Genomic DNA, 22552 nt, shown 5'->3' with positions numbered 1-22552 from the left:
GCCCCACTTTCCTAGCTTCCAAAGCGTTAATGCTTCCAGAATATAATAGAATTCATAAGTCTGCTCAAGAAAAAGGGCCGCGCGCCGCGCAGCCCTGTAGCTGAATCTATTATATCATATTTTTGGAGTCCGCTGAATACCGGAAGCTCGAAAAACTAGGCGAGAACGGTGGCGCCCATCAGGAATTTATCCACTTCGCGCGCCGCTTCGCGGCCTTCATGAATAGCCCATACAACAAGGCTTTGCCCGCGGCGCATATCGCCGGCCGCAAACACCTTATCGACATTGGTGTTGTACTTGCCGTAGCGGGCTTTGACATTGGACCGCCGATCCGTTTCCAACCCCAGTTCGCCAACGATCCCCTGCTCCGGACCGTCAAAACCGATCGCGATCAGCGCGAGCTGAGCCGGAAACACTCGTTCCGTGCCGGGAATCGGCTGGTAAATCTTGCGTCCCGTCTCGTCCACAATACGCTGGATCTGCACCGTGTGCAGCTCCTTCAAATTCCCCTGCTCGTCCCCGACAAACTTCGTCGTCATGATGGAGAACTCGCGCGGGTCGGAACCGAACAGCGCCTTGGCTTCCTCCTGGGCATAGTCCAAGGAATAGACGTTCGGGAACTGCGGCCACGGATTGTTGACAACGTCCCGCTCCAGCGGCGCTTTGGCATGCGTGCCGAATTGAGTGACACTGCGGCAGCCGTGACGCAGCGATGTCGCCACGCAGTCGGAACCGGTGTCCCCGCCGCCGATGACGATGACGTCCTTGCCTGCCGCCGACAAAAACTGGCCGTCCTGAAGCCCGGAGTCGAGATAGCTCTTGATCGATCCGTTCAAGAACGGCATCGCATAGTTCACACCGTTCAGGTTGCTGCCTTCGATATTGAACTCACGCGGTTTGGTCGCTCCTCCGCAGAGCACCACCGCATCGAATTCGTCCACGAGCTGCTTGGCCGGAATATCTTTGCCGATTTCCGTATTCGTGACGAACTTTACGCCTTCCGCCGCAAGCAGGTCCACCCGGCGCTGCACGACGGCCTTGTCGAGCTTCATCGTAGGAATCCCGTACATCAAGAGTCCGCCGATACGGTCGGAGCGTTCAAACACGGTGACTTCATGTCCCGCCTTGTTGAGTTGAGCGGCGCAGGCCAGTCCGGCCGGGCCGGAGCCGACGACGGCGACCCGGCGGCCGGTACGCTGCTTCGGAGGCTCGGGCACGACCCAGCCTTCCTCGAAGCCTTTATCGATGATCGCTTGCTCGATCGTCTTGATCGTCACAGGCTGTCCGATTAAACCTACCGTGCAGGAGCCCTCGCAAGGAGCGGGGCAAATTCTTCCCGTAAATTCGGGGAAATTATTCGTTTTATGCAGCCGGTCCAGCGCTTCCTTCCAAAGGCCGCGATACACCAGATTGTTCCACTCCGGAATCAGGTTGTGCACCGGACAGCCGGAAGTGCCACCCGTCATATCCATTCCCGTGTGGCAATAGGGCGTGCCGCAATCCATGCAGCGGGCGCCTTGCGTCCGGAGTTCCTCTTCCGACATATGCTTATGGAACTCCTGCCAGTCCTGAACCCGTTCGGACGGGCTCCGGTCCGCCGGAAGCTGTCTTTTATATTCCATAAACCCTGTTGGTGTTGACATCTCAAACTTCCCCCATCCGTTTCTGTGAGAGTCCCCAAAAGCGGGGAAACTCTCACATTTCAGTGTATCTTGATGTTAGCATCCGGGGGAAACGTTATTAATGGATTATTGATATGATAATTTGCACTATTGCGCAGCAGGCTTTTGTCGTTCATAAGTCAAAAAGCGGTAATGGTAAGGATTCTTCTCATCACGAATTCCCTCTTTTTCCTGAACTAGCCTAAACTCCGACCCATCGAAATGCGGAAAAAAAACATCCCCTTCCACCTCTTCGTCGATCCGGGTCACAAGCAGCTTGTCGGCATACGGAAGAAAATGCGAGAAGACGCCCGCACCGCCGATCACCATCAACTCTTCCCCTTTGGCGAATTCCAACGCTTCCTCCACGGAATGGACGATTTCCGCCCCTTCCGCCCGGTAAGTATGGTCCGCGGTCAAGACGACGCTGCGCCGGTTCGGCAGCGGCTTGCTCCCCATCGACTCCCAGGTTTTACGGCCCATGACCATCGTCTTCCCGGTGGTCTGCTCTTTAAAAAACTTCAGGTCGGCCGGCAGCCGCCACGGCAGCTGATTATCGCGGCCGATGGCTCCGTTCTTTGACATCGCCCATATCAGTGTAATTCCCATCGGTCTTGGCCCCTTTCTCTCGGATTTCGGCTATACGGCAACGGTTGCCTTAATCGTTGGGTGATGCTGATAGCCTTCAAACTCAAAGTCTTCGTACACATAATCAAAGATCGACTCCGGCTTCCTTTTGATAATGAGGCGCGGCAGCGGATAAGGCTCGCGTGTCAACTGCGTCTTCACCTGCTCCAGATGATTGCTGTAAATATGGACGTCCCCGCCGGACCAGATGAATTCTCCCGGCTCCAGTCCGCACTGCTGGGCCACCATGTGCGTAAGCAGCGAGTAACTGGCGATGTTGAACGGCAGCCCCAGGAACGTATCGACGGAGCGCATCGTCAGCATGCAAGAGAGCTTCCCTCCGGCCACGTAAAACTGAAATACGAAGTGGCAGGGCGGCAGCTTCATGTTGTCGATCTCGGCCACGTTCCAGGCGCTGACCAGGTGACGCCGGGAATCGGGGTTCTTCTTGATCGCTTCGATCACATTGGCAATCTGGTCGATCCGGCGGCCGTCCGGCGCCTCCCAGGCCCGCCATTGCGAGCCGTAAACCGGTCCCAAATCCCCGTTCTCGTCGGCCCATTCATCCCAGATCCGCACGCCGTGCTCCTTAAGGTAGGCAATGTTCGTTTCCCCTTTCAAAAACCATAGGAGCTCATGAACCACCGATTTCAAATGGATCCGCTTGGTCGTCACCAGGGGAAAACCTTGACTGAGATCAAAACGCAGCTGTCTGCCAAAAACAGAAATCGTCCCCGTCCCCGTGCGGTCCTCTTTCGGCGTTCCGTTATCTAAAACGTCCTGCAATAAATCCAAGTAATTTCTCATTTCGACACCCTCTATCGATCAAATGACATCTTGTTTATTATAGCAAAGGCTTTTCTATTTCCCAATCCGGATATGTTTTAAAGTAAGGATGGCCCGGTCCCAAGCCTTCTTGAGTCGGGTTCGCTCGTCGGGCTGGAGCCGGATGCCGCAGTCGGCGGCAATCCGGACGACCACCTCTTCCCGGCTCAGACGATCGGTGTCCAGATGCTGCTCGAACAACGGATTCGCAAGCTCCTCCAGACAGCGTTCCACCTGCCGGGCCGGCCAGGAGTGTTCGCCATCGCCCCGCCTCTTCAACCGGGTCAGCAGCACTTCCCGTGAGGCCCATAATGTAAAATGCCGAACGGGTACGCCCTCGGTCCTTAATCTGCCCACAATTTCGCTAAAGTACGTCGCATTCGTTACGGTCATCGGAACAATCAGAATGCCGTTATATTCGGCGGCGATATTTTTCAGCATCGCATAGTTCATCTCACGCCACATCGGATAATCTTGAAAGTCATCCCTGCTCATCCCGCCCGGAAGGCGCTTCCGGATAAAAAAACCGACCTCCTCGGGATCATAAACAAAAGATCCGGGAATTCTCCGGTGCAGCGCATAAGCGGCCGTAGTTTTGCCGGAGCCGAAAGCCCCGTTAATCCACACGATCATTCGGATCTCCTCCGTCTAGGTCCCCTTTTCTTTGCCTTCATCGCAGTAAGGGACCTCGTCCCCGTTCCGTACCAGCCCGCTGATCCCCGCCTCGTAATACGGCATCAGAGCATCCGCCCGGTCGATATCGATCCACGAGACCGCGGATATTTCCGAAGGGACGTTCGTTTCTTCTTTCCCGCCGAGGTGGTCGGCATGGAAGGTAAGCAGCAGGTAATGTTCCTGTTTCTCCGGAAAAATCACTTCATTCACCGCGGCCACCCCGCGAACGGCAATGTCGACGCCGGCCTCTTCTCTCACTTCGCGGATAAGTGCCGTTTCCAGCGTTTCGCCGGGCTCCACCGTACCTCCGGGCAACGTCCACGTATCGCGATTGTCCAGGTTTTGAACCATTAACACTTTTTGGTTGTCGGGACTTAAGATCAAGGCATACACTATATCGATTCTTTTCATCCTATGCCATCCTTTTTCGGGGGATTCATCAAGCAGCCCTTCCCGGCTACCTCTTACAACGTCAAATAATAATGATAGAACCTCGTATCCCGGACATACCCCATGCTTTCATAGAGTTTCTGCGCAGACAGATTGTCCAAGGCGGTTTCCAGGGCAATGCCTTTCGCTTCGGTTAGCCGCGCCATTTCGGCCGCCGCCTTCAGGAGCTGCCGGGCGACACCTTGATTGCGCCAGTCCTCAAGTACGAACAGATCGTTCAGAATCCACGAGCGCTGCATGGAAATCGACGAGTATGCCGGGTACAGCTGGGCAAAACCGATAGCTTGTCTGTCGGCTTCGGCTCGGGCCAGCAAAATCACGGACTCGCGATGCTCCATCAATGTAAACAGAAACGCCTCGGCCCCCGCCTCATCGGAATCTTTTCCATAGAAAACCCGGTAATGATCAAACAGCCGTGCCACATCGGGCAAGTCACCGAGAGCGGCTTGGCTAATTCCAAATTTTGCGCTCATCAAAGCACCCTTTCTCTCTTCCCGTATTCTTGAATTAACCTCTACTATACCATCAATGTTCACTTCGTATAAACTATATAGGTTGAACTAAAGAATTGGCGTTGGTAAGGATGTGAAATGGTTTCGGAGATAGGTTGCCAACATCCACAATTGTAGATTTAAAGCGCCCCCGTCCGAGTCTACACATTAACGGGAAAAGCTCCCGTTAATGTACCGCTCTTGGTTCCTTAATAGGATTTAGCTGGAAAAGCTCCAGCTATTTCGCAGCCATTTTGCCGATATACACCATTTCAGACGGATTAGCGGGAGGTTTTCCAGCTAATTCGCCTCTGCAGCCGTTACACACCAAATTAACGGGTAGAATTCCCGTTAATTTGAACCAAACCATGAGTTGTAGGCCAAACTTGTGAAAAGAAACCTTTACACCGCTGTCTAATATGCAATTCAATAGTTCAACCTATAAACGAAAAAACCCAGGCCGAATACAATCTTCGGTCTGGGCCCGATCGGATCCTGCTAGTGGAACAAGCCGGCAATCCCGGCGATCAGGACGATAATCGCAAAAATCATCCGATAATAAACAAACACTTTCATCGGTTTCTTTTGCAGGTATGAAATAAACTTGCTGATGACGGCCAGCGCGACGAGAAACGAAACGACAAAGCCGACGCCGAGGGATATCAGTTCGGTCGAGGTCATCGACGAAAACCCGCCGATCTTCATGATTTTCAGGAAGCTCATGCCGACCATGACCGGAATCGCCAGGAAGAAGGAGAACTCCGCGGCAGCCACCGTAGTCAAGCCGGCCACCCAGCCGCCGATGATGGTCGAAGCGGAACGCGACATCCCCGGAATAATCGCGAGACACTGGAAGGCGCCGATGATCAACGCCTGCTTGATCGTGACGTTCAACTCGTCGCCGCCGCCGTTCAATCCGTTGTTGCGGAATTTTTTCTCCGCGTAAAGCATCCACAGCCCGCCAAAAAACAGCGTGAACGCCACGACGACCGGCGTAAACAGATGCTCATCGGACCAATCGTTCAGCAGAACGCCGAACACGCCGCCGGGGATACAGGCGATCGCCAGCATCAGCCAAAAGCGGAACCCCGATCTTTCAAAGCCGACCTTTTGCGGGAAGAAGTTGACCAGCGTATCCTTAATTTTGCCCCAATACAGGACGATGACCGCCAATATAGCCCCCAGTTGGATCACGTACGTATACATCTCCACATAAGACGGGGTCGTCCCTTTAAAGCCCAGCAGGTTTTCAAAGATGACCAGATGGCCTGTGGAAGAGACCGGCAAAAATTCGGTAACCCCCTCCACAATCCCCAAAATAATCGATTTCAGGATTGAAAAAATAGTTTCCATGCTTTAGAACTCTCCTTTTCCAGAACACATTCCGTTATTAAACAGTCTTGCGGTTAAAATAGACTGGCGTTGCCGCCAAGCCGCACATCGAGGCAGTAAAGATGACGACGAAAGACCGGACAGGTCGTACGGGTTGAATCCCACGGTTTTCATGCATCTTTTCAGCAGCCTGCACAGCTCCGCTTCGTCATCGACGATCAAAACAATCCGTCAAAGGTTCCCCCCAATCATGCAAGCTGTCCTCTATTATATACCTATCCAATACCAAGGTTCAAAAAAGAGTTTTTCCCTGGCCGATTGACATCAAAATCAATATATCGTAATATTCGAATATAACGATTTAAATTTTGGAGGTGTCCGGTTTGGACAACAACATAAAAGCTTATCATGACGCGGCCGAGATGCTGAAGGCCTTGGCGCATCCCGTACGACTCTGTATCGTGAAAGGACTGCTGGAAAAAAAGGAATGCAATGTCACATACATGCAGGAATGTTTGGATCTCCCTCAGTCCACGATCTCGCAGCACCTGCAAAAGCTTCGCACTCTCGGCATAGTAGTGGCCGAAAGGCAAGGTTTGGAGGTTAATTATCGGATTAAAAATCCCAAAATTGAGCAATTGATTACTATTTTACTTGAGGAGGAACTCTCTTGAACAACAACAAAGTGATCATCGTCGGAGGGGTCGCCGGCGGCGCCACCGCCGCCGCAAGATTACGGCGTCTGGATGAAGATACGCATATTATCATGTTTGAACGCGATGCCTATATATCCTTCGCCAACTGCGGTCTGCCTTATTACATTGGGGAGGCGATTAAGGACCGCTCCAAATTGCTGGTCCAGACCCCTGAGGCCATGTACAAACGGTTCAACATCGACATTCGAACCGAAAGCGAAGTCATTGGCCTGAACCCTCGCGAAAAAACGGTAACCGTACGCAGCAAATCGCGTGGGGTATACGAGGAATCTTACGACTCGGTTATTTTGTCGCCCGGCGCCAAACCGATCGTGCCTTCCCTGCCCGGGATCGACAGCGAGAAAATTCACACGCTGCGCAATATTCCCGATACGGACCGGATCAAGCGGAAAGTGACGGAGGAAGGCATTTCATCGGCCATCGTGATCGGCGGCGGATTTATCGGCGTGGAAATGGCCGAAAACCTGATAGAGGCCGGGCTGGAGGTGACTTTGATCGAAGGGGGACCGCAAATTCTCGCCCCATTTGATGCGGAAATGGCCTCCTTGTTGGCCAAAGAGCTGGAAGAGAAAGGCATCGGCCTGCTGTTCTCCGAGAAAGTTACGGCTTTTGAGGAACAAGGCTCAAGGATTGTCGTGAAAACTGCCAGCGGACTCGCGCTTTCGGCCAATATGGTCATTCTGGCCATCGGTGTCTCCCCGGACACGGAATTTCTCCGGGAAAGCGGGATTGAATTGGGGCCGAAAGGTCATATTCTCGTGAATCCTTACTTGGAAACGAGCGAGAAGCATATTTTCGCCGCCGGAGATGCCGTTGAAATCGTGGACTATGTCAACGGGACGAAAACGGCTATCCCCTTGGCCGGACCGGCCAATAAGCAAGGACGGATCGCCGCGGACAATGTATGCGGTTTGGGAACCCTCTACAATGGGACCCAGGGGACATCGATTATCAAAGTATTCGGTCTGACCGGGGCCGCGACGGGCAACAATGAGAAAACCCTGCTGCGCCTCGGGATTCCGTACCACGTTACTTATGTACATCCGAATTCCCATGCCGGATATTATCCGGGGGCCAAGCCGCTAACGATCAAACTGCTCTTTAACGGCGAAGGCAAAGTACTCGGCGCCCAAGCGATCGGAGCTGACGGCGTCGACAAGCGAATCGATGCGATCGCCACGGCCATCCGGCTGCGCGGCACGGTTCAGGACCTTACCGAGCTCGAACTCGCTTATGCTCCTCCGTATTCCTCCGCGAAGGACCCGGTGAACATGGCGGGATATACGGCAGAGAATATCCTCTCCGGCCAAACCTCCGTTTTTGTTCCGAAGGATTTGGACTTGCGCGATCCCGAACGGACGCTGCTGCTTGATGTTCGTACGGAAATTGAGCACGGAAACGGGCATATTCCCGGCTCGCTCAACATTCCTGTTGACGATTTAAGGCTCCGTCTTTCCGAACTGGATCCTGACAAGGAGATCTGGGTTTACTGCCAGGTCGGACTACGCGGTTATACGGCTTCCCGGATTTTGCGGCAAAAAGGTTTCCAGGTCCGCAATCTGACCGGCGGATACAAGACCTATCTGATGGCGACCTACCGGCCCAAGCCAGCCGGTGGAGCTGACAATGCCGGAACAGGGAGCGAAAGCTTACGCAGCTTCTCACCGGTCGTGGCTGCCGCCGAAACCGCAGCTACCGCTCAGGAACCGGTCGGCAACGAACCGAAGGCGGACGCCGAGCTGGATGCCTGCGGCCTTTGCTGCCCCGGCCCGCTCATCCGGGTGAAGCAAACTATCGATCAGCTTCAGAGCGGTCAAGTGCTGCAAGTCACCGCCTCGGATCCCGGATTTTACGAAGATATCCGGGCGTGGGCCGGTATGTCCGGCAACCGGATGTTAAACCTCCGCAAGAAGCCGGACGGTATGATCGAGGCGTCTATTCAGAAAGGGATGTCAACAACCTCCAATCTTCGTTCCGATGGTGACACAGTTGTAACTCCGACGCCGGAAGGAACCTCGATGATCGTGTTCAGCGGGGATCTCGACAAAGCGATAGCCTCTTTTATCATTGCGAACGGAGCGGCGGCCAGCGGCAAAAAGGTAACGATGTTCTTTACATTCTGGGGTCTGAATATCATACGCCGGCCGGAAAAGGTTCGCGTTTCGAAATCTCTCATCGGCAAAATGTTCGGTCGAATGATGCCGCGCGGCAGCCGGAAGCTGTCGCTTTCCAGACTGAATATGCTGGGACTTGGATCAAAAATGATTCGCGGTGTGATGAAAAACGGCAATATTTCCTCACTGGAAGAACTCATGGAGACCGCCCTGGCGCAAGGCGTCGAACTCGTGGCCTGTCAAATGTCCATGGACCTCATGGGCATCGACCGGACTGAACTGATCGATGGTGTTAAACTGGGAGGTGTCGGGTATTATTTAGGCAAAGCCGATCAGTCGGGCATTAATCTCTTTATTTAATTTAAGAATTGCGGAGAGGCCGACCCTTAAGCCGTCAAAACGACGCTGGGTCGGCCTCTTTACGTGCAACTATTCTACTTATTGGGCTCCACTTTCAGCTTCATCTGTCCCGCCGGGCGCCGGATACCGGTCATTTGTAGTGGGGGGCTGTGATATCACCAGAAACTCCAGATCTTCGCCGGATTTATTGAACACTTGGTGCGGCAGGTTTGGCGGGACGTTCAATCCCTCATGGGCCTGCAGTACCGTTTCGACTCCCCCGGCCTCGAGGGTCATTGTACCGGACAGCACAAAGAAAAATTGTTTCGCCTGTTTATGAAAATGCCGGGTTTCACACGTTCCCGGGGGCATTTTTTCATGGATGATGCTTCGGTCCTGTTCATGTACCAGCCGCCACCCATCGCAGCGGTCTCCCCAAATATAATGCTCCGCGTTCTTTTTACTAATCAATCACGATAGCTCCTTTATTTCTGCTCTACAAAGCGGGTTCCGTCAAAACGAAAGATCTGGAGTGTCGTTTCGCGCTGGCCCTTCATCGTCTCGTCATCATCTTCAAGCAGGGTCAAGGTATTCCAGCTGTACAGCGTATCGTCAATCACCTGATAACCTCCCGCGACAAGCGAATGTAACCCGGTTATCATCGCATTCCGCTCCTTGAGAACTCCTTTCCACGCTTCAACCCATTTTCCGTTTTCCACATGCCACAGGTGGACGTACTTTATGTCTAATCCCGTTCCGCCCGTACGTTCCACCGTTTCAAACAATTTCTTGGAATTCATTTCGATTGCCGGCCCCGGATGCAGCCGTTCCACTTTCCAATCCTTTTCTGCAATGAGCTTGTAAGTACCTGCTTTACTCCGATCGAAAACGAAAAATTGGCCCAAATGCGAGGCCCCGTCAATCCCCGCGATCACCTCAAGCTCCTCGTCATTATCCAGTTGCATTTCGACAAAAGACAAACCTTCAAAATAATAGTTTACCTTTCTTGCCCCTTGCTTTTTAATCCATTGCGTCACTTGTTTCTTGGACAGTGTCGTTTGCGTCTGCGGCTTACCGCCAGATTTGGCCTTGCTTGTAATTTCAGCCTTCGCCGGTCCCGATAGCGTCGTACCCGCGGCGAACATCATAACACAGAGTGCCAGTTTCCAACCTAACGATTTCCAATTCTTCATCTCTTCCTCCCACAGTACAATTCTATTAATAACTAAACGTTTGAACCTCTCATGGCTAAAGCCACGAGATTCTTGGGTAGTCCGTTCTACTGAACAGAAATTAGCACGTGATATGCAACCAAGCTATCCCCGCAGTTCCTGCGGTTACTGCAATTATGCAGATAGGAGCCTCTTGCCTTCGGCAAGGATGTTTTTACTGGCATTGATATCCCGATCATGGCGGGTTTGGCAGGCCGGACATATCCACTCCCGAATATGAAGGTCTTTAACTTCTTTATTTTGGTAACCACAGCACGAACAAAGTTGAGAAGAAGCAAAGGTTCGGCCTACAGCAACAACGATACGCCCGTACCACTTTGCCTTATACTCAAGCATCGTTCGAAATTGATACCAGGACACTTCACCAATCGCTTTGGCCAGATTATAGTTTTTCATCAGGTTAGACACCTGCAAATCTTCAATCGCAATCATGTCGTGGTTTTTGACAATATGCGTGGATAGCTTTTGCAGGTAGTCTGTTCGGCAGTTGGCAATGCATTCATGGATTTGGGCGACCTTCACTCGTTGCTTATTCCAGTTGGAGGAACCTTTCACACGTCTGGAAAGAATCTGCTGTTCCCGAATGAGCTTTTGTTCCATCTTCCGCAGGAATTTCGGATTCTCAAACACTTCGCCACTGGATAATACCGCGAAATCTTTTAGCCCCATGTCTATACCGACTTCTTGGTTTGTTTTTGGCAGGGGGTGTACATCGGTTTCTACTAACAAGGAAACAAAGTATTTTCCAGAGGAGTTCCTTCTAATCGTTGCATGCAATATACGACCTTCTACTTCTTTTGACTTGGCAAACCTTATTAACCCTAATTTAGGGAGTTTCATCTTGTTGCCTATGATCGAAATATTTCCATTGGTATAGTTGGTTTGATACGACTGTACAGGATTCTTTTTACTTTTAAACCTTGGTGCGTCAGTTTGTTTCTTAAAAAAACGGTTAAACGAATCCGCCAGATTTTTCAGGGCATTTTGCAAAGAAAATTTGTCTGGTTCTTTTAACCATTCGAGTTCTTGCTTCAATTTCGTGAGTTCGGCAGAACATGCAGCATACGCCAATCCTTTTCCTGTGCTGCGATAAGCTTCATTCCATAACCCCAAAAAGTGGTTAAATACAAAACGGGAACAGCCGATCGTCTTGTTGATGAGAACAGCCTGATCTTTGCTCGGATAAATGCGAAATTTATAGGCTTTATGTACAAGCATGCTCTCACTTCACTTTCTGATCTTGAATATACTTTTGGATTTGTTCCTCGGTATGTTCACTTACCGTAGCTACAAAGTAAGATGGATTCCACAAATGGCCTCCCCATAACTTTTTTTGAGCAGCGGAAATTGCTTAAACAGAAGCCTTGCTGAAATCCCTTTTAGCACTTTTACCATATCGGTATGGAATGTTGCGGGGTGCATTCGACAAGTACATGCATATGATCTTGATCGGCTTCCATTTCAGAGATCGTAAAGTTGTAGTCGGACGCGACTTGCAAGAGAATTTCTTTTAGTCTGGACTCCACTTCATCCGAAAGGACTTTGTGTCGATATTTCACGCACCATACGATATGGTACTCGGGGAGCGTAAACATATCCTCGGCCACGTCTTGTTTCTACCATGATTCATCACCAAAACAATCTTAACATATGTAGAAAGAAACACTGTGATATTGTTGATAATACATATGTTTTATTTTATATTGGTCGATACCATGCGTCGGTTCATTGACATGTCCAATGACATGCCTGAACCAAAGTTTTCTTACTCATGACTAAAGTCGCGAGTTTTGCAAAAACTCGTTATCAAATAAAGGAAAAGTTCGACCAGACATAAAAAAGAGGGCAAGACCCAACATGCCGGTCCTGCCCTATCCATATGCTTAGGAGAAATCCGCGTCCGCCGGAGATCAGGAGGACGCAAAAATGAGAGTTCAAAAATTAACGGGAGATTACGTGGATCGGATGACCTTCAACGAGTTCAGCCGTTTCCATGACGATTTCACCCAAGGTCGGGTGAGCGTGAATCGTCAGCGAAATGTCTTCCAGCGTAGCGCCCATTTCGATGGCGAGACCAAGCTCGGCAATCAGGTTGGAGGCTTCGATACCGACGATTTGCGCGCCGAGAACCACGTTGTTCTCCTCGTTAGCCACGATCTTGATGAAGCCGTCGGGCTGGTTCAGCGAAGTCGCACGGCCGTTACCCGCGAACGGGAATTTGCCGGCTTTGACTTTGAAGCCTTTTTCCTTCGCTTCTTTTTCCGTATAGCCTACGCTCGAGCATTCCGGATCCGTGAACACAACCGCAGGGATCGCTTTGTAATCCACAACGGACGGAAGACCGGAAATTACTTCGGCCGCCACTTTACCTTCATAAGAAGCTTTGTGGGCCAGCGCAGGTCCGGCAACGATGTCGCCGATCGCAAAGATGTTCGGGTTGCTAGTACGTCCTTGATGGTCAACTTCCACCAGACCGCGGTCGGTCAGCTTAACGCCGGCCAGTTCCAGACCGAGATCCCCGTCCGTATTTGGGCGACGTCCAACCGTAACAAGCAGGTAATCGGCGGTCACTTCTTTGGTTTCGCCGTTTACGGAGTACTTCACGGTCACGTTCTTGTCCGTTTGCTCGGAACTTTCGGCTTTGGCGTTGGTGATGATTTCGATGCCCGTTTTCTCCATGCTCTTCGTCACGAGACGGGTCATATCCTTGTCAAACCCTGCAAGCACGGAATCCATGCCCTCGATGATCGTTACTTTCGTGCCGAATTTCGAGAACATTTGACCGAGTTCGGCGCCGATATAGCCGCCGCCGATAACAATCAGGCTGCCGGGGATTTCTTGCAGATCCAGAGCTTCCGTGGAGGACAGGATGCGTCCGCCGAACGGGAATGCTTTCAGCTCGATCGGACGGGAGCCGGTAGCCAAGATGCAATGTTTGAAACGGTAGCGCGGCGATTCGTGTTCGTTGAACGCACGGGCTTCGTTTTCATTGATGAACATCACTTCACCGCTGAAAACCTCGATTTTGTTGCCTTTCAGCAAACCGGTAACGCCTTGGGTCATTTTCTTAACGACGCCGTTTTTGAATTCTTGCGTTTTCTTGAAATCAACCTTCACGTTTTCGGCAGTTACGCCGAAAGCGTCGGCATGCTGTGCGTTTTCGTAAGCATGCGCAGCGGAGATCAGAGCCTTTGAAGGAATACAGCCGCGGTTCAAGCACACGCCGCCGAGCTCCGATTTGTCCACGATAACAACTTTTTGACCCAGTTGGGCGGCACGAATGGCCGCCACATATCCGCCGGGACCTGCACCTACAACCAGTGTATCAATATCCAGAGAAGCGTCTCCTACTACCATGTTGTATTACACCTCCATAACAAGCAGCTCAGGGTTCGCGAGCAGTTGTTTAATATAATTCATGAAGTTTTGAGCCGTTGCGCCGTCGATCAGACGGTGGTCGAAGCTGAGCGACAGAGCCATCACCGGAGCGACGACGATTTCACCGTTCTTCACGACCGGTTTCTCGCTGATGCGGCCCGTACCGAGGATCGCCACTTCAGGATAGTTAATGATCGGCGTAAAGAACATACCGCCGGCGGAACCGATATTCGTGATGGAAATCGTGCTGCCCTTCATTTCGTTCGCGGACAGCTTGCCTTCACGGCCGCGGGCCGCCAAATCGCGGATTGCATCGGCGATCATCCAGATGCTCTTACGGTCGGCATCCTTGATCACAGGAACGATCAAGCCGTTATCCGTATCGGTAGCAATCCCGATATCGTAATGTTTCTTGTAGACGATCTCGTTGTTCTCTTCGTCGATCGATGCGTTGAGCGCAGGGAATTGACGGGAAGCGGCCACGAGCGCTTTTACGATAAACGGCAGGTAAGTGACCTTGATGCCTTTCTTCTCGGCCATCGGTTTCATGCGGGTACGGAACGCTACCAGCTCGGTTACGTCCACTTCGTCCATAATCGTAACGTGCGGAGCGGTGTAAGCCGATTTAACCATGGCGTTGGAGATCGCTTTACGGATTCCCTTGAACGGAACGCGTTCTTCTTCCGCGCTCACGCTAACCGGAGCCGCCGCTTGCGCTGCAGGAGCGTCCGCAGTTTTCGCCGCGCCGCTTGCCGCAGGTGCCGCCGCGCCGCCGCCGTTTTTGAACGCGTCGACGTCTTCACGGGAGATTTTACCGGCTTTTCCGGTGCCGCTCACTTGTGTGATGTCGATGCCTTGCTCGCGAGCATATTTGCGCACGCTAGGCGTAGCCAGCACTTCACGGTTAGGAGCAGCCGGTGCTGCTGCGCCAGCGCCGCCTTCTTTGGCGTCAGCCGGGCTTGTTGCAGCCGGGGAATCCTTCGTTTCGGCTCCGCCTTGCGCCGCGTCGGCTTCTTGCGAGCCTGCTTGTTCCGGAGCGGGTTCCTGCTCAGGAATATCGCCTTCCGCGTCGATCACAGCCACAACTTGGCCCACGCGGAAGATCGCGCCGTCCGAACCGAACACTTCAAGTACTGTACCGTTTACCGGGCATGGAACTTCAACGACCGCCTTGTCGTTTTGTACCTCCATGACGATATCTTCATCTGTTACTTTGTCGCCGGCTTTGATGTGCATTTTAATAATTTCGCCTTCATGCAATCCTTCGCCGAGCTCTGGGAAGCGATATTCAAATTTTGCCACCTGGAAGACCTCCTGTTTTTCAATTTTTCGTATGCCGTTTCATTAAAATTCAAGTACTTTGTTGACGCCCTCGATGATCCGGGCCGGAGTCGGAAGCCATTGGTCTTCGATTTGCGCGAACGGATAAACGGTATCCGGAGGCGTAATGCGAAGCACTGGAGCTTCCAAGTGCAGGATCGCTTTTTCATTGATTTGAGCGATAATTTCAGCGGCCATACCGGCGGATTTTTGCGCTTCCTGTACGACGATAGCGCGGTTCGTTTTCTTAATGGACGCAAGAATCGTATCGATGTCCAGCGGCACGAGCGTGCGCAAATCGATCACTTCGGCTTTGATGCCTTTGCTTTTCTCCAGTTCTTCCGCCGCTTTTACCGCGGTATGAACCATCATGCCGTAGGCGATAATCGTTACGTCGGACCCTTCGCGGACCACGTTCGCTTTGCCAAGCTCTACTGTATACTCGCCTTCAGGAACTTCCGCGCGGAAAGCATGGTACAAGTTCAAATGCTCCATGAAGAATACCGGGTCATTGTCGCGGATCGCGGAAATCATCAGACCCTTTGCATCATACGGATTCGAAGGAATTACCAGTTTAATACCCGGAGTTTGCGCAATCAAACCTTCCAGGGCATCGGTATGCAATTCCGCCGCTTTAACCCCCCCGCCGTAAGGCGTACGGAATACAACCGGTGCATGATAGCGTCCGCCGGAACGGTAACGCATGCGGGCAGCCTGAACGAGAATTTGGTCCAACGCTTCAAAAATAAAGCCGACAAACTGGATTTCCGCAACAGGACGGAACCCTTGAATCCCCAAACCGACGGCCAGACCGCCGATGGCGGATTCGGCCAGCGGCGTGTCGAAGACGCGCTCTTCGCCAAATTCCTTTTGCAGTCCTTCCGTTACGCGGAACACCCCGCCGACATTACCAACGTCTTCCCCGAAAAGCACGACGTTCGGATCCCGATTCAACTCCACGCGCATCGCGTCGCGAATAGCTTCTTTCATATTCATTTGTGCCATTGCTTCATATCCTCCTCATTAGAACTTCTTCAAGGCTTATTTAAAATCGGCTTTTTGCTCTTCCAGATGCTTAGGCGTTTGTTCGAACATGCTGTCGATCAAACCAGGAACCGTCATCTTCTCGGTTTGTTCCGCCTTCTTGATTTGCTCGTTCACTTTCGCTTTCGCTTCCTCTTTCACGCGAGCCGTATCTTCTTCGGTCCAGAGGCCTTTCTTCTCCAGATACTTGGCAAGACGGGCGATCGGGTCCTTCTCGCTCCATTGTCCTTCTTCTTCTTTCGTACGATACTTACTCGTATCGTCGGACAAGGAATGCGGACGGAAACGATAAGTGACCGCCTCGATCAAAGTAGCACCTTCGCCGTTACGGGCACGCTCAGCGGCTTCTTGAACCGCGCTGATGACCGCGAACACGTCCATACCGTCGATCTTCACGCCGCGGATACCGGCGGCAACCGCCTTATGAGCAATGGATAATGCGGCGGTTTGTTTCGAGAATGGGGTCGTAATGGCATAGCCGTTATTTTGCACAAAGAAAATAACCGGCAGTTTGTAAACTCCAGCGTAGTTAAGCGCTTCGTAGAAATCGCCTTCGGACGAACCGCCGTCTCCCGTGTAAGTAATGGCAACTTGTTTTTGCTTCTTCAATTTATAGCCCATGGCGATCCCCATGGCATGAAGCACTTGAGCGCCGATAATGATTTGAGGCATAAGTACGTTGACGCCTTCCGGAATTTGTCCGCCATGCTGATGGCCGCGAGAGTACAGGAAAGCTTGATAAAGTGGAAGACCATGCCACACCAGCTGCGGCATATCGCGGTAGCCCGGGCAAACGAAGTCGTTCTTGTCCAAAGCGAACTCACTGCCGACCATCGTGGCTTCTTGACCGGATACCGGCGCATAAAAGCCGAGGCGGCCTTGGCGGCCCAGGTTGATGGCGCGCTCATCCCATGTGCGGGTGAAAACCATACGGTACATTAATTCTTTCAATTGATCATCTGTCAAGTTCGGGGCTTTATCTTTGTTGACAATCTCACCATCCAGTGAGAGGACGGTTAAAGCCTCGACTTCCTCGGTATATACTTCATAAGGAATCTTGCTCATTTTCTTCACCTCGACAAAATATTTGATTATCATGTTCCGCTGTTATAGAATTATTATACAACTGTTTCAGTCGTTAAGTCAAAGGAATTGCGCGTAAATGACTTAATTTTTTATCTTTGTTTATATAACAGCAGTAACACAATTATGTAACACAATCGGGTTCTGGTAGTGAATGCGTTTACCTCTCCCAGGGCTATCTTAACGTAATGAGGGGTCAAAAGCAAAATATCAAGACGATAAGGAGCGAGCCGAATTATGACGGATTCACGCTATTTAAAGCGGACTATTGTCAGAGAGGAAATCGACTGCAACAACTTGGGGGAAAAGCGAAAACTGCGCATTTACCTCCCTCCGGGCTACAATGAAATACTTAGTTACCCTGTCGTCTACTGTCAGGACGGCGAAGAGTTTTTCAACTTCGGGCGGATTGCCACCCATGCGAACAAACTGATTCTGGATGACGGTCTCGAGCCTTTTATTATTGTAGGCATTGAAGTCGACACTGCTGTCCGAACGGAAGAATACGCCCCTTTCGGCCATCGGTTCGAAGCCTATTGCCGCTGTATTACAGAAGAGATTATACCCTTTGTCGAACGCAATTATCCGGTACGGAAAGAGCCGGAGGAACGCGTGCTTGCCGGAGATTCTTTGGGCGGGTCCTTCTCTCTTCATCTGGCTATGAAAAATCCCGAACTGTTTTCCAAAATTATCAGCCTGTCCGGAGCCTACTATGACCGAACGCTCGCCATGATCGAAGCTGAACCGGATTTGTCCCATCTTTCCTTATATATGGTCGTCGGCCTTCAAGAACAGCAATATACCACCGACACGGGGACCTATAATTTTGTAGAGTTGAATCGCCGGGCCAAACAATTACTGGAGGAACGGGGCGCAAAGATAGTTTATTACGAGAGAGACGGCAAGCACCTTTGGGGCTTTTGGCAGCAGGAGTTACCGGGTGCGTTGACGCATTTTTTACTATAAGGTTTCATAGTCTTCTGACGAAAAAAAGGATACCGCCTTATCCGGGCGATATCCTTTTTCTATTAATATGAAGTAACCATAATTTCGGGCTTACCCCTGTTCCGATTTGGTCCCGATGCTTCCCGTGCGAAGAGACCGGCTAGGCAGCTTCCATTTATAATGAACGGAAAGCATCCGGAAGAAGACAACCAAGCCGAACAGCAGCAGCAAACCGACGGTAGACGTAAAAAACTTCAACCCTACGGCGAGCCCGGCCAACATCGCCCACACGGCGTAAATCTCATCCCTCAGTACGAGCGGCTTGCGTCCGGCCAGCAAATCCCGGATAATCCCGCCGCCGATTCCCGTTAGTACCGCAGCCACCAAAATGGCGCTGACCGGATGATTCATGCCGTTGGCATACAGCGCTCCCTGAATGGCAAAAGCGGACAAACCGATAGCATCAAACAGCGCTTCTGTCTTCTTCCAATGATGAATCCATTTCAGAGGCAGAACGAAAGCGACAAGGACCGATAAAACCGCAAGCATGATTAAATCCCCTTGAGCCCATAACGTCGTGACGGGAACTCCGATCAATACATTGCGGACAATTCCTCCGCCAAAGGCCGTTACGAGCCCGAGTACAAGCACGCCCAGAATGTCATACTCCTCTTCCATTGCCACAAACGCACCCGACATCGCAAACGCGATAGTTCCGATAATACTAAAAATGTCAAATAAGTGCATTTCTTACGCTCCGGCTCCTCTCTTCGGCGTTCAGTAACATTTGACCAGTCCATTGTATGCTTGACCCGTTCAATTGTGCAAGAGAAAAAACTGAACTATACTGGTAATAAGCGGGCCTACAACAGAAAGGGAGTTTTCTTATGGTAGCGAAACGAGTGGTTATTTTTGCCGGCGGAACCATCGACCCTGATTTCATTAAGGAAATTCGCAAGGAGGACCTGATTATCGGAGCTGACCGGGGAGCTTTATTCCTCGTCCAACACGGAATCCGCCCCGATATTTCGGTCGGAGACTTCGACTCCGTCATCCCGGAAGAATTGGAGCTAATCAAAGCGAATAGTCGGGAAATGATCGCTTGCGATGCGGTTAACAAAGATCTGACCGATACGGAGCTGGCTTTCGACCTTGCTATTGAAAGGCACGCTTCCGAGATCGTGATGACCGGCGTGATCGGCACGCGAATGGACCATACGTTATCCAACATACAGATGATGCTGCGAGGCATGCAGCACCAGATTACCAGCGTAATTTGGGACGCCAACAATTATATTACCCTCACCGGAACGAGCTGCGTCGTCGAGAATCGCGGTTATAAATATGTTTCCCTGCTTCCTCTGACCACGGAGGTAACAGGAATTCATTTGGAGGGATTTATGTACCCCTTGGACAACGCGACGCTTAAAATGGGGCAGTCGCTGGGAGTCAGCAATCGTTTGAAGGGCGACAAGGGAACGGTCCGAATTGAAAGCGGACTTCTCCTCGTGATTCAAAGCAAGGATTAAGGAACTTCACACGTTTAAATTAATACAAAGTTGTAACCTTTGTGCCGCCTTATTTTTACTAGTCAAGCACAAAAAAAGCCTTGATATATCAAGGCTTTTTTTGTGCTTCTTTACATTTACCCATCATTATTTCTTACTTTTTTGTAAACTTTAATTGTATTTTAATAATCGCCCTGAAACTCGCGCGGGCCCTGCATTTATAGGCGGCTTGCCAAAATTTAGGCAGTTAAAAACCTGTTATACTTCAATTCGAACCGGTCGACAAAAAAATTTGGAGGTACTACAACATGAAATTGCACAAACTATTCCAAAAAGTATTGACGGTAGGGATTGTCTCAACTATCGGATTCAGCACTCTGCTTGCAAGTGGAGCTGGAGCCGCACCGGCCCAAGCTGCGGAAAGCGTAGCGGTATCCAAGGGAACTCAAGTTGTTAACTACGGAAAAACGTTTATGGGCACTCCTTATAAATTTGGCGCATCAACATCGACAACCCGGGTTTTTGATTGCTCTTCCTTTATGAAACGGATTTTCGCCAAATACGGCGTAAATCTGCCCCGGACTTCCGTGGCTCAATCGAAAGTGGGACGTGCCGTCTCCAAATCGAATTTGAAAGCCGGCGATCTGGTCTTCTTCTCCAGCGGCAGCCGCGCTAACGGAAGAAACGTGACCCATGTCGCGGTTTATATGGGGAACGGCAAGATCCTGCACACTTACGGCAAACCGGGTGTTACGATTTCCAATCTGAATTCCGGAACCTGGAAAAGAACTTACTTAAAAGCTCGCCGCGTCCTCTAGTTTAAACAAACTTACCGAATTACGTCCAGAAACATCTTCAACCAAATCAGTAAGTTAACCGATGCCCGATAGCCTCTCTATCGGGTTGTTTGGTTTCTTGGGAGAATTCGTTTTATTGAATCACGTAGCCCGTTCCCCGGACCGTGTGAATCAGTTTACGGGGCCTCCCCTTATCGATTTTTTTGCGAAGGTGACGGATGTACACATCGACTACATTGGTCCCCGTTGCAAAATCGTAGCCCCAAACCTCTTGTAATATCTGATCCCGCTGACAGACATGCTCCGCCCGTTTGACCAAATATTTGAGCAAGTCGAATTCCTTCGGAGTCAGCTTAAGGAGCTCGTCGCCCCGGTAAGTCTTTCTCCCCTTTAGCTCGATCTTAAGGTCCTCGTAGTTCAGTTCCGAGACGTAGTCTTCGGTAAACCGGCCATAAAGCCGAATCAGGCTGCGGATCCGCGCCTTAAGTTCAACAAAGGGAATCGTTGCTTCAACAACTTCGATCATCCCGGCTTCCAAGGCGGTTACCAGTTCTTCGGAGTTCCATTCCTCCAGCATTACCAGGACGGGAAAACTGGAATATCCCCCCAACCGCTCCATCTCCCCATATAATTCACCGCCCTCTTTTTCAACCTGAAGCAGCAAAATACCGGGCATGTCGTTGATCAACTCGGCGGCGGTGTCCTCAAAATTAAAACACAAGCGAACCTTATACCCCGCTTCTTCCAATTTATTTTGTAACTGTATGCCGGCGGCATCGTTTTTGTGCATCAAAAGCACGCTATCCTTCATATCCTCCCGCCTCGCCCTAAACTTGTACAATCTTCGTAGTACTAACATGGTCAAAAAAAAAACAAACCATTCCGTCTGAACCGCGAAATGATTCGTTTTCGATAGAAAGTCAATCAACAGCTTACCTAACCCAAATACCGGTCATAGAGGGCTTTAGCCTCGGAAATATCCTTTGTCCCGTGAACGAGCGCTCTTCCGTCCTCGAACAAGACCATACGGATGTTATCCAGCGAGAAGGAAAGCAGAAAGGGATTGACCTCCACCTTTCCGTCCGACAGCTTCCCAAGCTTACCGGCCATGTCCGGAAGCGAAAGCGTGCGTTTGGAAGCGGGCCGGATTTGTACCGTATCCCTGCCGCACAGAACCTCGGTTTTGCGGGAATGGGCTGCGGATAAATAAGGGAAAGTTTTGTGCTCGCCGCAGGATAAACAATCCGGTCTTCTGGCTGCTCCCACCTTCATTTCCGTCTGCTCATTGCGCCACAGATCGAAGGTAAGCAGCGTCCCGCGCAGAGCTTCCTTATGACCTGTGAGCAATTTCAGCGCTTCCGTTGTCTGATGGGCCACGACCAGTTGAACCGCCGGTGGAATGACTCCAGCCGTATCGCAAGTGTCGCCCCCCAGAGGGACGACGCCAAGCAGACAATTTAAACAAGGGGTTTCCCCCGGCAAAATGGTCAATGTCATGCCATAGCTGCCGACGCATCCGCCATAGATCCAGGGAATTCCCTGTTTCTGCGAAATGTCGTTAATCACCAGACGGGTGTCAAAATTATCCGTAGCGTCCATGATCAGATCTACACCGCGGGAAAGTTCGTCCATGTCCTCATGCGTCACGTCCATGACATGACTTTCTACAATAATCTCGCTGTTAAGCGCCCGCAAGTGTCGCTCGGCTGCGACCGCCTTGGGAAGCCTCTGGGCGGCATCCGCCTCATTATAAAGTTGCTGACGCTGCAGATTGCTCCATTCCACATAATCCCGGTCTGCCACAATCAGGCGTCCGACGCCAGCGCGAGCCAGCGTTTCGGCGATCCCGGTTCCCAGCGCTCCCGCCCCGATAATCAGAACCGAGGATTCCGATAATCGCTGCTGACCCGCAGGGCCAATCGGCGGGAACAGCTTTTGGCGGGAATAGCGATCATGCCGTGTTCCATTCATCTTTACCTCACTATCCTTCCGCTCAGATATCCGGCATTATACAC

General features: G+C 51.2%; 22 protein-coding genes and 1 pseudogene. 5 read left to right on the top strand and 18 right to left on the bottom strand.

Going from position 1 to position 22552, the window contains the following annotated elements:
• Positions 1-155: 155 nt before the first annotated feature.
• From V4U84_RS11595 to V4U84_RS11565, 7 genes are all read right to left on the bottom strand, one after another.
• On the bottom strand, positions 156-1643 hold the full coding sequence (locus tag V4U84_RS11595; RefSeq protein WP_334071223.1) for a glutamate synthase subunit beta: 1488 nt from the start codon (positions 1641-1643) through the stop codon (positions 156-158).
• Between the two features lie 126 nt (positions 1644-1769).
• A complete protein-coding gene (locus V4U84_RS11590; RefSeq protein WP_334077223.1) occupies positions 1770-2270 on the bottom strand; it encodes a dihydrofolate reductase in 501 nt (166 codons plus the stop codon).
• Between the two features lie 30 nt (positions 2271-2300).
• Positions 2301-3095, bottom strand: a complete 795-nt coding sequence (gene thyA, locus V4U84_RS11585; RefSeq protein WP_334071225.1) for a thymidylate synthase — start codon at positions 3093-3095, stop codon at positions 2301-2303.
• 54 nt (positions 3096-3149) lie between these two features.
• Positions 3150-3746 (bottom strand): P-loop nucleotide/nucleoside kinase family protein, encoded by a 597-nt coding sequence (locus V4U84_RS11580; RefSeq protein WP_334077222.1) that lies wholly within the window; start codon positions 3744-3746, stop codon positions 3150-3152.
• A 15-nt stretch (positions 3747-3761) separates the two neighbouring features.
• Entirely contained in the window at positions 3762-4199 is a 438-nt protein-coding gene (locus V4U84_RS11575) for an NUDIX hydrolase (RefSeq protein WP_334077221.1), read from the bottom strand.
• A gap of 53 nt (positions 4200-4252) precedes the next feature.
• Positions 4253-4711, bottom strand: coding sequence for a GNAT family N-acetyltransferase (locus V4U84_RS11570; protein WP_334071227.1), 459 nt, complete (start codon positions 4709-4711; stop codon positions 4253-4255).
• A gap of 516 nt (positions 4712-5227) precedes the next feature.
• The gene (locus tag V4U84_RS11565; protein ID WP_334071228.1) at positions 5228-6082 is read right to left on the bottom strand and encodes an undecaprenyl-diphosphate phosphatase; all 855 of its coding nucleotides are present in this window, start codon (positions 6080-6082) and stop codon (positions 5228-5230) included.
• A gap of 362 nt (positions 6083-6444) precedes the next feature.
• Here V4U84_RS11565 and V4U84_RS11560 point away from each other — a divergent pair, with 362 nt between their 5' ends.
• Both V4U84_RS11560 and V4U84_RS11555 read left to right on the top strand, forming a co-directional pair.
• Positions 6445-6735: an ArsR/SmtB family transcription factor gene (locus tag V4U84_RS11560; protein WP_334071229.1), complete on the top strand. Its 291-nt coding sequence runs from the start codon at positions 6445-6447 to the stop codon at positions 6733-6735.
• Complete coding sequence (locus tag V4U84_RS11555) at positions 6732-9251, top strand: DsrE/DsrF/DrsH-like family protein (protein WP_334077220.1); 2520 nt, start codon at positions 6732-6734, stop codon at positions 9249-9251. The genes V4U84_RS11560 and V4U84_RS11555 overlap by 4 nt, the downstream gene beginning before the upstream one ends.
• 78 nt (positions 9252-9329) lie before the next feature.
• Here V4U84_RS11555 and V4U84_RS11550 read toward each other — a convergent pair whose 3' ends face one another.
• The 8 genes and pseudogenes from V4U84_RS11550 to pdhA all read right to left on the bottom strand — a co-directional run bounded on the left by V4U84_RS11550 (position 9330) and on the right by pdhA (position 17269).
• Positions 9330-9701 (bottom strand): cupin domain-containing protein, encoded by a 372-nt coding sequence (locus V4U84_RS11550; protein WP_334071231.1) that lies wholly within the window; start codon positions 9699-9701, stop codon positions 9330-9332.
• A 14-nt stretch (positions 9702-9715) separates the two neighbouring features.
• Complete coding sequence (locus V4U84_RS11545; RefSeq protein WP_334071232.1) at positions 9716-10423, bottom strand: hypothetical protein; 708 nt, start codon at positions 10421-10423, stop codon at positions 9716-9718.
• A 153-nt stretch (positions 10424-10576) separates the two neighbouring features.
• A complete protein-coding gene (gene tnpB / locus V4U84_RS11540) occupies positions 10577-11680 on the bottom strand; it encodes an IS200/IS605 family element RNA-guided endonuclease TnpB (protein WP_334077219.1) in 1104 nt (367 codons plus the stop codon).
• A gap of 4 nt (positions 11681-11684) precedes the next feature.
• Positions 11685-12085, bottom strand: a pseudogene (tnpA, locus tag V4U84_RS11535) (IS200/IS605 family transposase).
• Positions 12086-12403: 318 nt separating this feature from the next.
• Complete coding sequence (gene lpdA, locus V4U84_RS11530; RefSeq protein ID WP_334071233.1) at positions 12404-13819, bottom strand: dihydrolipoyl dehydrogenase; 1416 nt, start codon at positions 13817-13819, stop codon at positions 12404-12406.
• Positions 13820-13825: 6 nt separating this feature from the next.
• A complete protein-coding gene (locus V4U84_RS11525) occupies positions 13826-15142 on the bottom strand; it encodes a dihydrolipoamide acetyltransferase family protein (protein ID WP_334071234.1) in 1317 nt (438 codons plus the stop codon).
• Between the two features lie 42 nt (positions 15143-15184).
• Complete coding sequence (locus V4U84_RS11520) at positions 15185-16165, bottom strand: alpha-ketoacid dehydrogenase subunit beta (protein WP_334071235.1); 981 nt, start codon at positions 16163-16165, stop codon at positions 15185-15187.
• Between the two features lie 36 nt (positions 16166-16201).
• Entirely contained in the window at positions 16202-17269 is a 1068-nt protein-coding gene (pdhA, locus tag V4U84_RS11515) for a pyruvate dehydrogenase (acetyl-transferring) E1 component subunit alpha (protein WP_334072032.1), read from the bottom strand.
• Between the two features lie 255 nt (positions 17270-17524).
• Between pdhA and V4U84_RS11510 the strand changes: the two genes are divergently transcribed.
• Positions 17525-18253, top strand: coding sequence for an alpha/beta hydrolase (locus V4U84_RS11510; RefSeq protein WP_334077218.1), 729 nt, complete (start codon positions 17525-17527; stop codon positions 18251-18253).
• A gap of 90 nt (positions 18254-18343) precedes the next feature.
• Here V4U84_RS11510 and V4U84_RS11505 read toward each other — a convergent pair whose 3' ends face one another.
• Positions 18344-18979, bottom strand: coding sequence for a trimeric intracellular cation channel family protein (locus V4U84_RS11505; RefSeq protein ID WP_334071237.1), 636 nt, complete (start codon positions 18977-18979; stop codon positions 18344-18346).
• A gap of 140 nt (positions 18980-19119) precedes the next feature.
• Between V4U84_RS11505 and V4U84_RS11500 the strand changes: the two genes are divergently transcribed.
• Positions 19120-19761, top strand: a complete 642-nt coding sequence (locus V4U84_RS11500) for a thiamine diphosphokinase (RefSeq protein WP_334071238.1) — start codon at positions 19120-19122, stop codon at positions 19759-19761.
• Between the two features lie 287 nt (positions 19762-20048).
• Positions 20049-20558, top strand: coding sequence for a C40 family peptidase (locus tag V4U84_RS11495; RefSeq protein WP_334071239.1), 510 nt, complete (start codon positions 20049-20051; stop codon positions 20556-20558).
• 112 nt (positions 20559-20670) lie between these two features.
• On the opposite strand, the gene V4U84_RS11490 is transcribed toward V4U84_RS11495, so the two are convergent.
• Positions 20671-21348: a response regulator transcription factor gene (locus V4U84_RS11490; RefSeq protein ID WP_334077217.1), complete on the bottom strand. Its 678-nt coding sequence runs from the start codon at positions 21346-21348 to the stop codon at positions 20671-20673.
• 125 nt (positions 21349-21473) lie between these two features.
• On the bottom strand, positions 21474-22508 hold the full coding sequence (locus V4U84_RS11485; protein ID WP_334077216.1) for a MoeB/ThiF family adenylyltransferase: 1035 nt from the start codon (positions 22506-22508) through the stop codon (positions 21474-21476).
• Positions 22509-22552: the final 44 nt, after the last annotated feature.

Origin of the sequence: Paenibacillus sanfengchensis, assembly GCF_036864765.1 — a bacterium.
Lineage (GTDB): Bacteria > Bacillota > Bacilli > Paenibacillales > Paenibacillaceae > Fontibacillus > Fontibacillus sanfengchensis.
This window is presented reverse-complemented; position numbering and strand designations above follow the sequence as displayed.

Excerpts from the sequence above, each read along its gene's own strand:
- tnpB (WP_334077219.1), bottom strand. The coding sequence starts at position 11,680 with ATGCTTGTACATAAAGCCTATAAATTTCGCATTTATCCGAGCAAAGAT.
- pdhA (WP_334072032.1), bottom strand. The coding sequence starts at position 17,269 with ATGAGCAAGATTCCTTATGAAGTATATACCGAGGAAGTCGAGGCTTTA.
- V4U84_RS11485 (WP_334077216.1), bottom strand. The coding sequence starts at position 22,508 with ATGAATGGAACACGGCATGATCGCTATTCCCGCCAAAAGCTGTTCCCG.
- V4U84_RS11495 (WP_334071239.1), top strand. The coding sequence starts at position 20,049 with ATGAAATTGCACAAACTATTCCAAAAAGTATTGACGGTAGGGATTGTC.
- V4U84_RS11595 (WP_334071223.1), bottom strand. The coding sequence starts at position 1,643 with ATGTCAACACCAACAGGGTTTATGGAATATAAAAGACAGCTTCCGGCG.
- V4U84_RS11575 (WP_334077221.1), bottom strand. The coding sequence starts at position 4,199 with ATGAAAAGAATCGATATAGTGTATGCCTTGATCTTAAGTCCCGACAAC.
- V4U84_RS11545 (WP_334071232.1), bottom strand. The coding sequence starts at position 10,423 with ATGAAGAATTGGAAATCGTTAGGTTGGAAACTGGCACTCTGTGTTATG.
- lpdA (WP_334071233.1), bottom strand. The coding sequence starts at position 13,819 with ATGGTAGTAGGAGACGCTTCTCTGGATATTGATACACTGGTTGTAGGT.
- V4U84_RS11505 (WP_334071237.1), bottom strand. The coding sequence starts at position 18,979 with ATGCACTTATTTGACATTTTTAGTATTATCGGAACTATCGCGTTTGCG.
- V4U84_RS11490 (WP_334077217.1), bottom strand. The coding sequence starts at position 21,348 with ATGAAGGATAGCGTGCTTTTGATGCACAAAAACGATGCCGCCGGCATA.
- V4U84_RS11580 (WP_334077222.1), bottom strand. The coding sequence starts at position 3,746 with ATGATCGTGTGGATTAACGGGGCTTTCGGCTCCGGCAAAACTACGGCC.
- V4U84_RS11590 (WP_334077223.1), bottom strand. The coding sequence starts at position 2,270 with ATGGGAATTACACTGATATGGGCGATGTCAAAGAACGGAGCCATCGGC.
- V4U84_RS11520 (WP_334071235.1), bottom strand. The coding sequence starts at position 16,165 with ATGGCACAAATGAATATGAAAGAAGCTATTCGCGACGCGATGCGCGTG.
- V4U84_RS11510 (WP_334077218.1), top strand. The coding sequence starts at position 17,525 with ATGACGGATTCACGCTATTTAAAGCGGACTATTGTCAGAGAGGAAATC.
- V4U84_RS11570 (WP_334071227.1), bottom strand. The coding sequence starts at position 4,711 with ATGAGCGCAAAATTTGGAATTAGCCAAGCCGCTCTCGGTGACTTGCCC.
- thyA (WP_334071225.1), bottom strand. The coding sequence starts at position 3,095 with ATGAGAAATTACTTGGATTTATTGCAGGACGTTTTAGATAACGGAACG.
- V4U84_RS11565 (WP_334071228.1), bottom strand. The coding sequence starts at position 6,082 with ATGGAAACTATTTTTTCAATCCTGAAATCGATTATTTTGGGGATTGTG.
- V4U84_RS11500 (WP_334071238.1), top strand. The coding sequence starts at position 19,120 with ATGGTAGCGAAACGAGTGGTTATTTTTGCCGGCGGAACCATCGACCCT.